Annotated in this window: 18 protein-coding genes; 12 read left to right on the top strand and 6 right to left on the bottom strand. The window is 37.5% G+C overall.

The annotated features are described in order from the left end of the window. Window positions 1–5: 5 nt before the first annotated feature. The 3 genes from RV13_RS08570 (at window position 6) to ffh (ending at window position 2,357) form a co-directional block, all read left to right on the top strand. Entirely contained in the window at window positions 6–467 is a 462-nt protein-coding gene (locus RV13_RS08570) for a 2-thiouracil desulfurase family protein (RefSeq protein WP_010746090.1), read from the top strand. Next, window positions 467–805 carry a putative DNA-binding protein gene (locus RV13_RS08565; RefSeq protein WP_010746091.1) on the top strand — a complete coding sequence of 113 codons (339 nt, stop codon included), beginning with the start codon at window positions 467–469 and terminating at the stop codon, window positions 803–805. Before RV13_RS08570 ends, RV13_RS08565 begins: the two co-directional genes overlap by 1 nt. A 136-nt stretch (window positions 806–941) precedes the next feature. Next, a complete protein-coding gene (gene ffh / locus RV13_RS08560) occupies window positions 942–2,357 on the top strand; it encodes a signal recognition particle protein (RefSeq protein WP_010746092.1) in 1,416 nt (471 codons plus the stop codon). Window positions 2,358–2,400: 43 nt separating this feature from the next. Here ffh and RV13_RS08555 read toward each other — a convergent pair whose 3' ends face one another. From RV13_RS08555 to RV13_RS08540, 4 genes are read right to left on the bottom strand one after another with little or no spacing between them, the layout of a single operon-like run. Then, window positions 2,401–3,006 carry a VanZ family protein gene (locus RV13_RS08555; protein WP_051095919.1) on the bottom strand — a complete coding sequence of 202 codons (606 nt, stop codon included), beginning with the start codon at window positions 3,004–3,006 and terminating at the stop codon, window positions 2,401–2,403. A 4-nt stretch (window positions 3,007–3,010) separates the two neighbouring features. Then, window positions 3,011–4,213 (bottom strand): ABC transporter permease, encoded by a 1,203-nt coding sequence (locus tag RV13_RS08550; RefSeq protein ID WP_010746094.1) that lies wholly within the window; start codon window positions 4,211–4,213, stop codon window positions 3,011–3,013. Beyond that, a complete protein-coding gene (locus RV13_RS08545; protein ID WP_010746095.1) occupies window positions 4,210–5,094 on the bottom strand; it encodes an ATP-binding cassette domain-containing protein in 885 nt (294 codons plus the stop codon). The genes RV13_RS08550 and RV13_RS08545 overlap by 4 nt, the downstream gene beginning before the upstream one ends. Continuing rightward, window positions 5,091–5,477: a GntR family transcriptional regulator gene (locus RV13_RS08540; protein ID WP_010746096.1), complete on the bottom strand. Its 387-nt coding sequence runs from the start codon at window positions 5,475–5,477 to the stop codon at window positions 5,091–5,093. Before RV13_RS08540 ends, RV13_RS08545 begins: the two co-directional genes overlap by 4 nt. A gap of 142 nt (window positions 5,478–5,619) precedes the next feature. On the opposite strand from RV13_RS08540, the gene RV13_RS08535 reads away from it, so the two are divergent. Both RV13_RS08535 and RV13_RS08530 read left to right on the top strand, forming a co-directional pair. Next, window positions 5,620–6,183, top strand: a complete 564-nt coding sequence (locus tag RV13_RS08535) for a DNA-3-methyladenine glycosylase I (RefSeq protein ID WP_010746097.1) — start codon at window positions 5,620–5,622, stop codon at window positions 6,181–6,183. 84 nt (window positions 6,184–6,267) lie between these two features. Continuing rightward, a complete protein-coding gene (locus tag RV13_RS08530; protein ID WP_010746098.1) occupies window positions 6,268–6,780 on the top strand; it encodes a dihydrofolate reductase family protein in 513 nt (170 codons plus the stop codon). A gap of 62 nt (window positions 6,781–6,842) precedes the next feature. Here the strand turns inward: RV13_RS08530 and RV13_RS08525 are convergent, their stop codons facing one another. Both RV13_RS08525 and RV13_RS08520 read right to left on the bottom strand, forming a co-directional pair. After that, window positions 6,843–7,454 (bottom strand): GNAT family N-acetyltransferase, encoded by a 612-nt coding sequence (locus RV13_RS08525; RefSeq protein ID WP_249024466.1) that lies wholly within the window; start codon window positions 7,452–7,454, stop codon window positions 6,843–6,845. A 128-nt stretch (window positions 7,455–7,582) separates the two neighbouring features. Then, window positions 7,583–8,137 (bottom strand): NADPH-dependent FMN reductase, encoded by a 555-nt coding sequence (locus tag RV13_RS08520; RefSeq protein ID WP_010746100.1) that lies wholly within the window; start codon window positions 8,135–8,137, stop codon window positions 7,583–7,585. Window positions 8,138–8,328: 191 nt separating this feature from the next. Between RV13_RS08520 and rpsP the strand changes: the two genes are divergently transcribed. The 7 genes from rpsP to RV13_RS20990 all read left to right on the top strand — a co-directional run bounded on the left by rpsP (window position 8,329) and on the right by RV13_RS20990 (window position 12,750). Beyond that, a complete protein-coding gene (gene rpsP / locus RV13_RS08515) occupies window positions 8,329–8,604 on the top strand; it encodes a 30S ribosomal protein S16 (RefSeq protein ID WP_010740297.1) in 276 nt (91 codons plus the stop codon). A gap of 11 nt (window positions 8,605–8,615) precedes the next feature. After that, on the top strand, window positions 8,616–8,861 hold the full coding sequence (locus RV13_RS08510; RefSeq protein WP_010746101.1) for a KH domain-containing protein: 246 nt from the start codon (window positions 8,616–8,618) through the stop codon (window positions 8,859–8,861). A gap of 78 nt (window positions 8,862–8,939) precedes the next feature. Next, on the top strand, window positions 8,940–9,788 hold the full coding sequence (locus RV13_RS08505; RefSeq protein ID WP_010746102.1) for a membrane lipoprotein lipid attachment site-containing protein: 849 nt from the start codon (window positions 8,940–8,942) through the stop codon (window positions 9,786–9,788). 22 nt (window positions 9,789–9,810) lie between these two features. Further along, window positions 9,811–10,335: a ribosome maturation factor RimM gene (gene rimM, locus RV13_RS08500; protein WP_010746103.1), complete on the top strand. Its 525-nt coding sequence runs from the start codon at window positions 9,811–9,813 to the stop codon at window positions 10,333–10,335. Then, on the top strand, window positions 10,325–11,062 hold the full coding sequence (trmD, locus tag RV13_RS08495) for a tRNA (guanosine(37)-N1)-methyltransferase TrmD (RefSeq protein WP_010746104.1): 738 nt from the start codon (window positions 10,325–10,327) through the stop codon (window positions 11,060–11,062). Before rimM ends, trmD begins: the two co-directional genes overlap by 11 nt. Before the next feature lie 315 nt (window positions 11,063–11,377). After that, complete coding sequence (gene rplS / locus RV13_RS08490; RefSeq protein WP_010746105.1) at window positions 11,378–11,725, top strand: 50S ribosomal protein L19; 348 nt, start codon at window positions 11,378–11,380, stop codon at window positions 11,723–11,725. 368 nt (window positions 11,726–12,093) lie between these two features. Then, a complete protein-coding gene (locus RV13_RS20990) occupies window positions 12,094–12,750 on the top strand; it encodes a hypothetical protein (protein WP_028020892.1) in 657 nt (218 codons plus the stop codon). The last annotated feature ends 79 nt before the right edge of the window (window positions 12,751–12,829 follow it).

Raw genomic sequence — 12,829 nt, 5'->3', positions numbered from 1 at the left:
TAACGATGTTAGGAATTAGTGCTTGTTTAGGCGGCATTGCTTGTCGTTATGATGGCGTTTCAAATGAAATCGCTGATCTGAAAAGATTAGTGGAAACCGGACAAGCTATCATGGTTTGTCCTGAAGTTTTAGGCGGTCTTTCAACACCACGAAATCCCGCTGAAATACAAGGTGGCGATGGAATGGACGTATGGCGCGGACAGGCGCGAGTTTTCGATACTATGGGCAATGATTTAACTGAGGAATTTAAACAAGGGGCTATCAGGGCGTACAAAGAGTTAAAAAAATTACAGATTACAGCTTTGATTTTAAAGGAAAGAAGCCCATCTTGTGGTAGTGGCTTGATATATGATGGCAGCTTCTCAGGTATGCGAATTAAAGGAATCGGTGTAGCAACCGCTTATTTTAAGCAAAAAGGATTAGCCGTGTACTCCGAAGAAAATTGGCGAGAAATGAGGATGACGTAATGGAGATCGAAAAGACGAATCGCATGAATGCGTTGTTTGAGTTCTATGCAACGCTATTAACAGAAAAGCAAATGAATTATATGGAGTTGTATTACGCCGATGATTTTTCCTTAGGAGAAATTGCAGAGGAATATCAGGTGAGTCGGCAGGCGGTTTATGATAATATCAAAAGAACAGAAAAAATTTTAGAGGATTATGAGCGGAAGTTGCATTTGTTCTCTGATTACATCGTAAGAGAGGAACAACTGGACAAACTTGCGCTATATGTAACAGAGCATTATCCTAAAGATGAATTTTTAGCTGAGACAATTATCGGTTTACAGGATTTAGATGAATAGCTCCATCATCTCTACTTTTTTATTGCTAGATTCAAAATTAGTGACTCTATAGCCTTTTGAATAAAAGGCTTGAAAAAAAATAGAGAATTTGAGTATATTAAATGAAGCAGTTTATTGACAGAAAGGAAAATAAGTCATGGCATTTGAAAGTTTAACGCAGCGGTTACAAGCTGCGATGGGAAAATTACGAAAAAAAGGAAAAATCACGGAATCTGACGTCACTGAAATGATGCGAGAAATTCGTTTGGCCTTATTAGAAGCCGACGTCAATTTACAGGTCGTGAAGCAATTTACCAAAGAAGTGCGAACACGTGCATTAGGTGTAGAAGTCATGGAAAGCTTAACACCAGCGCAACAAATTGTAAAAATTGTAGATGAAGAGTTAACAAAGACTCTAGGGTCTGAAGCTGTTGGTATTGAAAAATCACCCAAAATTCCAACAGTCATCATGATGGCGGGGTTGCAAGGGGCTGGTAAAACAACCTTTGCTGGAAAACTTGCCAATCAACTGATTAAAAATGAGAAGGCCCGTCCTTTAATGATTGCGGGCGATATTTACCGCCCAGCAGCCATTGACCAATTAAAAGTATTAGGTCAACAATTAAATGTTCCAGTTTTTGATATGGGAACAGAGGTAAGCCCAGTTGAAATCGTACGACAAGGGATGGAACAAGCCCGTGAAAATAAAAACGATTATGTTTTGATTGATACGGCTGGTCGTTTGCATATTGATGAGGCTTTAATGGATGAATTAAAGCAAATCAAAGAAATCGCGCAACCAAATGAAATTTTGCTAGTAGTTGATGCCATGACAGGTCAAGATGCCGTTAACGTGGCACAAAGCTTTAATGAACAACTTGGAATTACCGGTGTTGTCATTACTAAATTAGATGGGGATACTCGTGGTGGTGCGGCATTATCAATTCGTGCGGTAACGGGTGCACCAATCAAGTTCATCGGTTCTGGTGAAAAGCTAACCGATTTAGAGGTCTTCCATCCAGATCGGATGTCCAGCCGAATTTTGGGTATGGGTGATATGCTGACCCTGATCGAAAAGGCACAACAAGATTACGATGAGAAAAAAGCAGAAGAACTTGCTCGCAAGATGAAGGAAAATAGTTTTGATTTTAATGACTTTATCGAGCAGTTGGATCAAGTAATGGGAATGGGGCCCATTGAGGACTTACTAAAAATGATTCCTGGTATGAGTCAAATGCCAGGTATTGAAAATGTTAAAGTGGATCCTAAAGATGTTGAACGAAAAAAAGCGATGGTCTTCTCGATGACTCCAGCTGAACGCGAAAATCCAGATTTGTTAAATCCAAGTCGCCGTCGCCGTATCGCTGCTGGATCTGGAAATTCAGTGGTGGAAGTCAATCGCATGATAAAACAATTTAAAGAATCACGTAAGATGATGCAACAAATGAGTAAAGGCAGCATGCCTGCTGGGATGGATCAAATGTTTGGTACCGGTATTAAAGGTAAGATGGGTAAAATGGCGATGAATCGCATGGTCAAGAAAAACAAGAAAAAGAAAAAGAAACGCAAATAAACAAAATGGTGCTTGTCTCAAATATTGAGATAAGCATCATTTTTTATAAGAAGAAACGCCAATGATAAAAGAAAAAGACTCCTGACAAACTTAATAAAAGGTAAATTTTCGGTTCGTGATTAGGAAATGCTTGAATGCTATTAGGAACCTTGTCGAAAATTTTTTTACTGAGCTGCCAAAAGAGGAAACCAACAAGAGCACCAAGTGTATTCATTAATAAATCATCAATATCTGTTGCACGGCGATTAAAAAGTTGCAGCAACTCGATCATCAACGAAAATTCGAAACCAAGAAAGACGACAGGCCAGAGAGTACGATATTGTCTCCAAATCAATGGTAACAGGAAGCCAAAAGGGATAAACATGATAATATTAAGAATATTTAATAACCCTACTCCAGATTGGAAGGGGACAAGATTGAGTTCCTCAGGTCTAAAAAGCTCTGGATAGCTAAGAAGGTCCTCGAGGGTTCCGACACCGGTAACAGTAATAACTAAATAGAGATAAAATAGGAAGATCCCTCGCCAAATCATCGAAGAAATGAAAATAGTCCCTTCCTTGTCCTTCAAAGTAAAGAATTGATAAATGAGACAGGGTAAAAAAACGCAAGTCATAAGGTAAAGTCGAAAGAAGAGATCTAAAACATCCAAGAAATCACCCCGTTCGATGTTGTAGTTTGTTGATAGTAGTACGAACTTCTTTGAAAAAGACGATGAGCAAGCAAATACCTCCAACAATCAAGACAATAGTGCCGCTCGTTAGTATCGGTCCAATGATTGAATCCGTTGCGTGATCATAAATTCTTCTTTGGATAAAGTAAGACCAAGGGTCAAAGAAATTAATAGTAAGAATAGTCGAGGTAAAAAATGTCATAATCATCCAAATCGGCCACCGGGACTTTCTATACAATAAATAGGTGTTCTCATTTTCCAATGAAAGGGTCTGGAAACTTTTGTATGCCCAAAAAAGAAGCATTGAACCCAACAATAAAAAAAGGAGATTCATCCACCAGAAACCGCCCATTTTCCCTACTGAGTAAACAAATAGCGTTTCAGGAAATTGTTTATGCAAAATATTCTTTGATGTGTAAATCATATTTCCTAATCGATAGATAGTAGATGGTACTGAAAGTGTCAACCACCAATAGACACCCCAAGTCAAAGGCCCAAAAACGATATTTCCAACCATGGCTCCAATAAAAATGCTACTAGAAAAAAGTATGAATAATAGGCAAAAATTACTAATGACGGAAGTAAAAAGCTGCCCCAGAGTAGCATTCATATATGGCGCAGGGATCAGGGTATGAATCAATAAAGCATACAAGGATTGTCCGACTAAAATTGAAAACAAAAATGGTAACGCAACATATAAAAGCTTCTTCTTAAACAAATCTTTTCGTGAGATACCTAAAGAGAAAAGAAATTGATTGAAGCCTGTTTTTTGATCGATAAAGAAAAGCAAAAAGCCAGCAAGAGGGACAATAAATAATAAGGCAAATCCTGAAAAGAATCGACCAAAACCTGCGATATAAGGCGTTTTATTTGAATAATTTTCTGCATTCATTATCGTTTTGATGTCACGTCCTGAATTATCTAAAGGGAAATAATTATAGAAAACAAGAATTGTATCACGATAATCCTTATAAGATTTATAAGGGACATTTGTCATTTTTTCTTCATCATAATAAGTATAGCTATCGCGATCTGCCTCAAATTGAGCTTTGATTTCAGGATCGTTATAAAAGTCCCTCCATTGATTGCTTTGACTGATTGCCGTGAATATGCAGATACCGACGACTAATAAACAAGCTACAAACAAAACTTTTTTATATCGTTCAAAATATATCGATCGAATCATTTCATGGCCTCCTTTTTATGAGATTTTAGGTTTGCTTCGAAAAGATCTTCTAAAGAAAGCGGTAATTCTTCATAAACCAACGGATCAAACTCTTTGATTGCTTCTTCAAGTTCCTTTGAAAAACGCTCGAAGACTACAGTTACTACACGACCTTGGAAGTCGAGCATTTTAGAATTTTCCTTTACTAGAGCAGGTACTTTTTTCGTCTTGAATACTAATTGAAGTTTTTTTGCCTTTTCACGCATATCTTCTAATCGATAGTCTTTACTGATTGTTTGATTTTTTAGGAGTAAGACTCGGTCGACTAAGTTTTCTAATTCAGATAAATTATGAGAGGCGATCAATGCGGTTCTCGATTGCTCACCAAGGTGTTCCATCAATAATCCAATCACTTCTTTTTTGACAATTAGGTCTAACCCATCAAAAGGCTCGTCTAATAATAAATATTGAGCATTAGAGCAAATAGCAAGAATTACTTGAAATAAAGCCTGTTGACCTTTTGACAACTGACGGTAGCTTCGGTTGAGGAGTAATTCGTGCTTTCTAATCAAATCTATAAATAGGACTTGATCAAATTTAGGATAGGCCAGCTGGTAAAACTTCGCTATTTTTTTTATAGAGTAGGTACGAAGGAAATTCTCTTTTTCATCGATAAAAAAAAGATCTTGTTTGACAGCGGGGTGCTGGAATAGAGATTCTTGATTGATTTGAATATCACCACTGTCAGGCAAATAGTGTCCAGCAAGTACACGGAACAAGGTGGTCTTACCTGAACCATTTCGACCAACGAGGCCGACAATTTCTTTCTCTGTTAATGTGAACGATATGTCCTTCAAGACAGGCTGTTGATCAATTGTTTTTGTTAAATTTTTGATATTCAAAATGACGGACCTCCAAAATTATTTTCTGCCTCTTTAATCCATTGAAGTAATTCCTCTTGAGAGATTTGTAAGTGGTGCGCTTCAATCACTAATTCATTTAAATCCTTCTTAAGTTCTTGGATGCGAAGTTCATCTCGAGGAGTTTCTTCGATCGAACGAACAAACGTACCTTTGCCTTTTACAGTGACTAGAACTTTTTCATTCTCAAGCACTTTATATGCTTTACTGATGGTATTGGGATTCATTAATAATTGCTTCGCCATTTCTCTAACTGAGGGAATCTTATCTCCTGGTTGTAGAACGCCATGTAAGATATCTTCTTTGATCCCTAGTACCAACTGTTCATAGTATGCTCGACTGCTGTTTTTGTCGATACGAACCATCTCTTCACCACCTTAAAAATCATTTGTGTGTACTAGTATACATAGTACACTTGATTTAAGCAATGACTTTTTCAATATTTCTGATATACTAAAGGGGATCGTATGTTCGCTTTTTTTAAATTGTAATTTAGGAGTGGTGAAGATGTATCGTTGTCAATGGGCTGGGAGTAATGAAAATATGCAAATCTATCATGATACGACTTGGGGTGTTCCAGAGTATGATGATCAGCGACTTTTTCGAAAATTAGTTTTAGATATGAACCAAGCGGGACTGAGTTGGCAGACCATTTTAAATAAGATGGACAATTTTGATCAGGCTTATGAACAGTTCGAGATCGAAAAAGTCGCACAGTTTGATGAAGAGAAAGTTGAAGAATTGATGCAGAACGCAGGAATTATCCGAAATCGGCGAAAAATCGAAGCTGCGATCATCAATGCACAAAAAATCTTAGAGATGCAGGCTGAGGGCTTAAGCTTTTCCGATTACTTGTGGGGCTTTACGGATCATCAGGTGGTGGATAATCACATTCAATCATCTTCAGAAGTGCCAGCTAAAACGGAGTTATCTGATAAAATTGCGAAGGATTTGAAGAAGCGAGGATTCAAGTTTGTTGGCAGTACGACGATCTATGCCTTTCTGCAGGCTGTTGGAATCGTCAATGATCACGAAATGTCTTGTTTTCGTTATACTGAACTAAGTAAGTAATATTTTCTGATTTGAACATAACTAGGGAAATATTTGTTGTACTTGGTACGTTTGGTCAGGTAAATAGGAGAAAGAGGCGGGGTAATGGCTAGAGCAGTATTTTATGGAGCAATTAGTTTAGATGGGTATTTAGCAGATAAAGAGGATCGATTGGAATGGCTGTACGGGCAAGAAGGTGGGGAGCTTGTTCCCTATGATGCGTTTTATCAAACAATCGATTACACGATAATGGGCAGGCGGACTTATGAAGCGATCAAACGAGATGCTGAGTTAGAAGCAATTTATCCGGAGAAGAAAAACTATCTGTTCACTCACTCAACGATTCAAGTAGATGACACGATGCAATTAGTTAACGAAGATCCTGTGGAGTTTATAAAGGCGCTGCCTGCAGACAAAACTGTTTGGATAGTAGGTGGAGGCTCTTTATTAAAACCAGTAATAGAGGCGGGAATAATTGAAGAATGGTGGATTCAAATCGTACCGATTTTGTTAGGTGAGGGTGTTCCTTTATTTTTACCCCAATCAAATCAACAAAAGCTTCAACTACTAGAAACAGAGCAGTTCGGGCAATTTGCGCAGCTACATTTAAAAAAATAAAAAAAAGCCAGATTTCTGGCTTTTTTTAATACTCATTTTCATCAATTTCGCTTGCTGCAGCTTCAAATTTTGCCTGACAAGACAAAACTTTTTTTTTCTTTGTTTGGAAATGTTTTATCAAATGCTGCTAAACCTTCAGGATTTGGATATAAACCTGAAGAAAAGATAATTTTACCATGGACATTATCTAAAGCGCCTTCTTTCAAGGGCAACGCCATAATTCCTGTATAAAATTTACCATCAGGCATTGAAATGTTGTACTTTTTTGTACCAATAAAGCCATAAGGATGATAGTGATAAGGGAATCCACCAAGTACAATCGCATCATAGCCCAAACGTTTTGCTTCAGCGATCGAATGTTCAATCAGCATTTTACCATAACCTTGTCTATGATAGTCAGGTTTGATACTAACAGGACCAAAAGAAATAAGGGGATATTCTGTTCCTTCGGGAGAGACGACTTTGGCATGGCTGTAAAAAATACTTCCGATTATGTTGCCATCTAGTTCAATGACAAAGGTCAATTCAGGAATAAAATCAGGATGCTTGCGAAGTGAATGCGCAACATAATGTTCTTCCGCGCCTGGAAGATATAGATTCCAAAATGCATCACGAGTGATTTCTTCAACAATACGATAATCTTTTTCTTCTTCGAGTCTAATATTTACAGTCAACTAATTTCCTCCAATTTTTTTAATAAATAAAGTATAGCACAGGCAGAATTAAGTGAAGGGAAGAAATAATAAAAAGACTGTAGAATGTCTTAAATTGTCAGGCATCTCTACAGTCTCTGTCGCTAAAATTATTTAGTTAATTTATTGAAAAAATCAATATATTTGTCAGTGATCATCTTGAAGAAGTCAACAGTACCGTCAGCAATATGTCCGTCGTTATCGACTAAGTTCATGATGCCGCCAATATAGGCTTCAGGTTGTTGCAAAGTAGGTACATCTAAGAAAACTAATGATTGACGTAAAGCGTGGTTTGCACCAAAACCGCCAGGGCCACCAGGTGATACCGTCACAACTAAACCAGGTTTCCCCCCCCAAACGCTGCTGCCCATTGGACGAGAACCAACGTCCAATGCATTTTTCAATGCAGCCGGAACTGAACGATTATATTCAGGTGTTACAAAGAATAATCCGTCTACTTCATTAACGTCGTTTCTTAAACGTGTCCACGCTTCAGGAACAGAGCCTTCCACTTCAAGATCTTCATTATAAAATGGTAGATCACCAATCTCAATAAATTTTGCCTCGAAACCTTCAGGCAATAATTCAGCAAATTGTTTTGCAACGATTTTGTTGTATGAGTCTTTACGAAGACTCCCTACTAAAATACCAATTTTTTTTGTCATAATAATTCCTCCTAAATCGAAATAACAATACATAAGTTATCCTATGAATGTATCTTACAAAAAATAAGTAAAATGTGCAAAGGATATGCTTTGAAAGAAAAATAGAGCTGTAAAGAAAAAACTCTTTACAGCTAACTCAAAGCGTGTTAGACTACATCTTGTGATTAATTATATGGAGGTGTAGTTATACAATGGCAGTTAAAATTCGCTTGAAACGTATGGGTTCTAAAAAGAAACCTTTCTACCGTATCGTTGTTGCTGATTCTCGTTCTCCTCGTGATGGACGTTTTATCGAAACTGTGGGTACTTACAATCCTTTGAAAAACCCTGCAGAAGTCGTATTAAAAGAAGAAGATGTTTTAAACTGGTTACAAAAAGGTGCACAACCTTCTGATACAGTTCGTAACATCCTTTCTAAAGAAGGCATCATGCAAAAACACCACGACGCTAAATTCGCTAAGAAATAAGGTGATCAATTATGCAAGATTTAACTAACCTTGTGTTGACCATTGTCCACCCTTTGGTGACAAAACCTGAAGAAGTGAAATTAGAGATCGAAGAGTCTAAAGATTTCTTAGAGTACAACTTAACGGTTGCACCCGAAGATATCGGTAGAATTATCGGAAAACAAGGCCGAGTGGCAAAAGCGATCCGTACGATCGTCTACAGCGTTCGGACAAATGGCCCGAAAAAAGTTCGGCTTAACATCGTGGATGGTAAATAAAGTAAAGCACTCGAGTCAGTTTGATTCGGGTGTTTTTTCGTTAAAAATACGATAAACTATGGGTGGAGGTGTTCCATCATGAAAAAATATTTGTTGTTGTTTAGTGCGTTGTTTGTTTTGGCCGCTTGTAATTCAGGAACTAATGATTCAAAAGATAGTACGACAAAATCGACCACCACGGAGACTGGAAAAAACAGCTCGAAAAAAAGTACATCTACTTCAGAAAAAGCTGATTCAACAAACGACAGCTCAACTAAAAATTCGTCGACTAGTTCAAATACACAAACAAGTTCGACAAAAACCGATTCATCTCACGGCAATCATGCCATGTCAGCATGGGATGAGCTAAAAGCCAATTATCCAAATGACAAATTCCCTGATCCTGCAACCATCAGTGGAGGAAAACAAATCGGTATCGCTGCTTCTGAAGAGCAGGGAACGCTAAAGGTTAATTACTATGCTGTTAATGAGGATACACCATTCAATGATCCTTCTCTTAACGAACAAACACCCGTCGCTCAATTCCAACGTAAAACCGTTGATTCAAAAGAAACTGCTCGAAATGAAGTTGGGCAAACCTATGATCAAAATGGTCAGCAGGTGGATTTAGGTCACCAGATTATCGGCTATCGCAGCGCTGGAGCCGGCTCTAGCTTCATTATGTGGAAAGAAGGCAATTGGAGTTTAGCTGTGCAAGCAAATAATCTTGAGCAAGAAGATCCTATACCATTAGCGAAACAAACGGTTGAATACCTGGAAAGTGCTTTTTTACCTGTTCCAAAGGATGCTGGGCAGATTTCTTTGCGGGTAGCACCAGGCGATTATCAATCAAATCGTGTGGTTTGGCAAGATAATCAAACTGTTTATACCATCATGAATGGGGATTCAATGAGCAGCTTGAAGATGGCTGTCTCAATGGCAAAATAGATGAAAAGAAAGAGGAAGATTCGTGACAAATTATTATAAAGTCGGAAAGATCGTCAATACTCACGGTATTCGTGGAGAAGTACGTGTGATTTCCACTACTGATTTTACGGAGGAACGTTATCAAGTCGGGGAACAGCTTTTCTTGTTTCGTGACAAGCAAGAGGTCCTTCCGCTGAAGATCTCAAGTTATCGCAGACATAAAAATTTTGATTTACTGAGCTTTGAAGGCTATGAAAATATCAATCTAGTTGAACCTTTTCGCGATGGAATTCTAAAAATTTCAGAGAAGCAGCTAAGTGAATTAGACGAGCATGAATATTACTATCATGAGATTATTGGGCTGATCGTTGTAGATGAAGATGAAAAAGAAATTGGTAAGATCACGGAGATTTTATCTCCAGGTGCGAATGATGTCTGGGTCGTGAAGCGCAAGGGTCAAAAGGATGCATTGATTCCTTACATTGAATCTGTCGTGAAAGAGATTGATTTAACTGAAGGGGTCGTCCATGTTGAAATTCCAGAAGGGTTGTTGGACGATGCGAATTGATGTATTGACTCTTTTTCCTAGAATGATTGAAGAGCCATTAGGCCAATCAATTATTGGAAAAGCTGTTGAGAAAGACTTATTGGAAATTAATGTTCATGATTTTCGCCAATACTCAGATAATAAGCATAAACAGGTAGATGACTACCCATATGGTGGAGGAGCTGGAATGCTGCTAAAGGTTCAGCCGATTTTCGAAAACTTGAAAGCAATCGAAGCAGAAACAGGTAATCAAAAAAAACGGGTTATTCTGCTTGACCCAGCTGGGAAACCCTTTAATCAAAAAATGGCAGAGGATTTTTCCCAGGAAGAGCAACTTGTGTTTATTTGTGGACATTACGAAGGCTATGACGAGCGAATTCGCTCATTAGTGACTGATGAGGTGTCGTTAGGGGACTATGTCTTAACCGGCGGTGAGCTGGGCGCAATGGTCATGATCGATGCGACAGTTCGCTTATTACCGGATGTTTTAGGCAATCAGACATCAGCCAAAACGGACTCGCATTCCACTGGTTTGCTGGAACATCCACAATACACGCGTCCCGCAGAATTTGAGGGAATGGGTGTGCCTGAAGTTTTAATGAACGGCAATCATCGGTTGATCGAAGAATGGCAATTAAAGGAATCATTGCGTCGTACCTATTTACGTCGACCAGACATGCTGGAGAAAGTAGAATTAACACCAGAGATGGAAAAATTCTTAGCAGAGATCAAACAGGAAGAACAATAAACATTCAGAAAGTCCTTAAATAGTTAAGGCTTTCTTTCTTATTTAGAGGAAAAATAGAAATTTACAAATTGAAAACGACAAGTATCGCTTATAGTAACTATTAGTTGTCCAGTTGCTGTGACCAAAATGTTTTTTCAGTAACAGCTTATCAACACCCACAGCACAATAAAAATAATTTCTTCTGACAAGAATTTTATCTTTACAGATAGATATTCCTCTGTTAGAATATTCAGGTGAGTGCAAAGCTCATCTATTATACGATGTTCCGCTGGGACGACCGTCCTAAGAATGTTTGGAATAAGGAGAATGATAAAGATGAATCCATTGATTCAAGAATTAACTCAAGAACAATTACGTACTGACATCCCAGCATTCCGCCCTGGGGACACTGTTCGTGTTCACGCGAAAGTTGTCGAAGGAACTCGCGAACGTATCCAGTTATTCGAAGGCGTTGTAATCAAACGTCGTGGAGCTGGTATCAGCGAAACTTACACTGTACGTAAAATCTCTAACGGTGTTGGTGTGGAACGTACTTTCCCACTACACACACCACGTGTTGCTAAAATCGAAGTTGTTCGTTACGGTAAAGTGCGTCGTGCAAAACTTTACTACTTACGTGCATTACACGGAAAAGCAGCTCGTATCAAAGAAATTAGAAGATAATAACGGAAAAACTCCTGAAATCTCTAAAATCTCTAAAATCTTTGAAAAGTCCTTGTATATCAAGGGCTTTTTCTTTTTTCTCTATCGCAGTTTTAAGCCTGAATTGGCTGTTTTGGGCTATTTTTTACTCATATTCCCCTAGATTGTCCGATATTGACTAACAGTGTCGTCAAAATAGGACAAAATTTAGTAGTCAACTTGACTGCAAATATAATACGAAAAATACCAAAACATTTACCGAATTTATCATGTTTTTAACCCCTTAGGATAAAAAGGTGTCAGTTCTCAAAAAAAGGCAAAACATATACTTTGGTGATAAAAAGTTGTTGTGATAGATATTCTCTAAATTTTTTTTAGGAGATTCATTAATGGATAAGATTGATGGTCGAATTATTTGGAAGAACCAAAGTGACTTAAAATTGATTTTAACAATTAATAATTTTATCGAAAAACACGGAATTACATCTACAAGACAATACCAAAAAAAGCTAGCAGAATACCCCAATGAGTCACCAAGTATTTGGTTCATTAATCAGAAATATGGATCATGGGACAACTTACTAGATAGTATTGGACTTAAAAAAAATGATTATGGAAAATGGACTAAGATGCCATATGACAAATTGATTGAAATAGTAGAAAAGTTTATAAGTGATGAAAAAATTCGGTCACAGCGTAATTACGAAAAAAAAGCAGTTGGAAGAGATGTCCCTTCTCTAAGTACGTTGAAAAAAATAGTTGGTGATGTACGACCACTATTTAGAAAAAAGGAAGAGAAAAATTTGTTAACTAATTTTCAATTATTGATGGAGCTTAGGGAAGAAATTATTCGATTAGGACTTGAAGAAGATTTATCGATGACGAAATTTCGTAAGCTATCAAAATCGGATAAGCTTCCTTCGGCGATAACAATATTGAGAAGGACAAATAAAACTTGGGAGGAATTAATGGAAGAAATTGGATTTGATTATCGTAAAATCAAAATTTATAAACAAAGAAATAATCTATCTCGAAAGAAAAGTTAATAGTATCAAATTTAAGAAAGACGTTCAAAACTAAAAATTTGAACGTCTTTTTTTATTTAATGACTTTAGTCAGTTTCGT

It is taken from the genome of Enterococcus raffinosus (genome assembly GCF_001886185.1).
Lineage (GTDB): Bacteria > Bacillota > Bacilli > Lactobacillales > Enterococcaceae > Enterococcus_A > Enterococcus_A raffinosus.
Note: the sequence above shows the minus strand (reverse complement) of the source record. Positions and strands in the feature narration are given on the sequence as shown.

Coding starts and splice junctions, on each gene's coding strand:
- RV13_RS08565 (WP_010746091.1), top strand. CDS start 467: ATGGAGATCGAAAAGACGAATCGCATGAATGCGTTGTTTGAGTTCTAT.
- rplS (WP_010746105.1), top strand. CDS start 11,378: ATGAATCCATTGATTCAAGAATTAACTCAAGAACAATTACGTACTGAC.
- rpsP (WP_010740297.1), top strand. CDS start 8,329: ATGGCAGTTAAAATTCGCTTGAAACGTATGGGTTCTAAAAAGAAACCT.
- trmD (WP_010746104.1), top strand. CDS start 10,325: ATGCGAATTGATGTATTGACTCTTTTTCCTAGAATGATTGAAGAGCCA.
- RV13_RS08570 (WP_010746090.1), top strand. CDS start 6: ATGTTAGGAATTAGTGCTTGTTTAGGCGGCATTGCTTGTCGTTATGAT.
- ffh (WP_010746092.1), top strand. CDS start 942: ATGGCATTTGAAAGTTTAACGCAGCGGTTACAAGCTGCGATGGGAAAA.
- RV13_RS08535 (WP_010746097.1), top strand. CDS start 5,620: ATGTATCGTTGTCAATGGGCTGGGAGTAATGAAAATATGCAAATCTAT.
- RV13_RS08530 (WP_010746098.1), top strand. CDS start 6,268: ATGGCTAGAGCAGTATTTTATGGAGCAATTAGTTTAGATGGGTATTTA.
- RV13_RS08520 (WP_010746100.1), bottom strand. CDS start 8,137: ATGACAAAAAAAATTGGTATTTTAGTAGGGAGTCTTCGTAAAGACTCA.
- RV13_RS08550 (WP_010746094.1), bottom strand. CDS start 4,213: ATGATTCGATCGATATATTTTGAACGATATAAAAAAGTTTTGTTTGTA.
- RV13_RS08510 (WP_010746101.1), top strand. CDS start 8,616: ATGCAAGATTTAACTAACCTTGTGTTGACCATTGTCCACCCTTTGGTG.
- RV13_RS20990 (WP_028020892.1), top strand. CDS start 12,094: ATGGATAAGATTGATGGTCGAATTATTTGGAAGAACCAAAGTGACTTA.
- RV13_RS08505 (WP_010746102.1), top strand. CDS start 8,940: ATGAAAAAATATTTGTTGTTGTTTAGTGCGTTGTTTGTTTTGGCCGCT.
- RV13_RS08540 (WP_010746096.1), bottom strand. CDS start 5,477: ATGGTTCGTATCGACAAAAACAGCAGTCGAGCATACTATGAACAGTTG.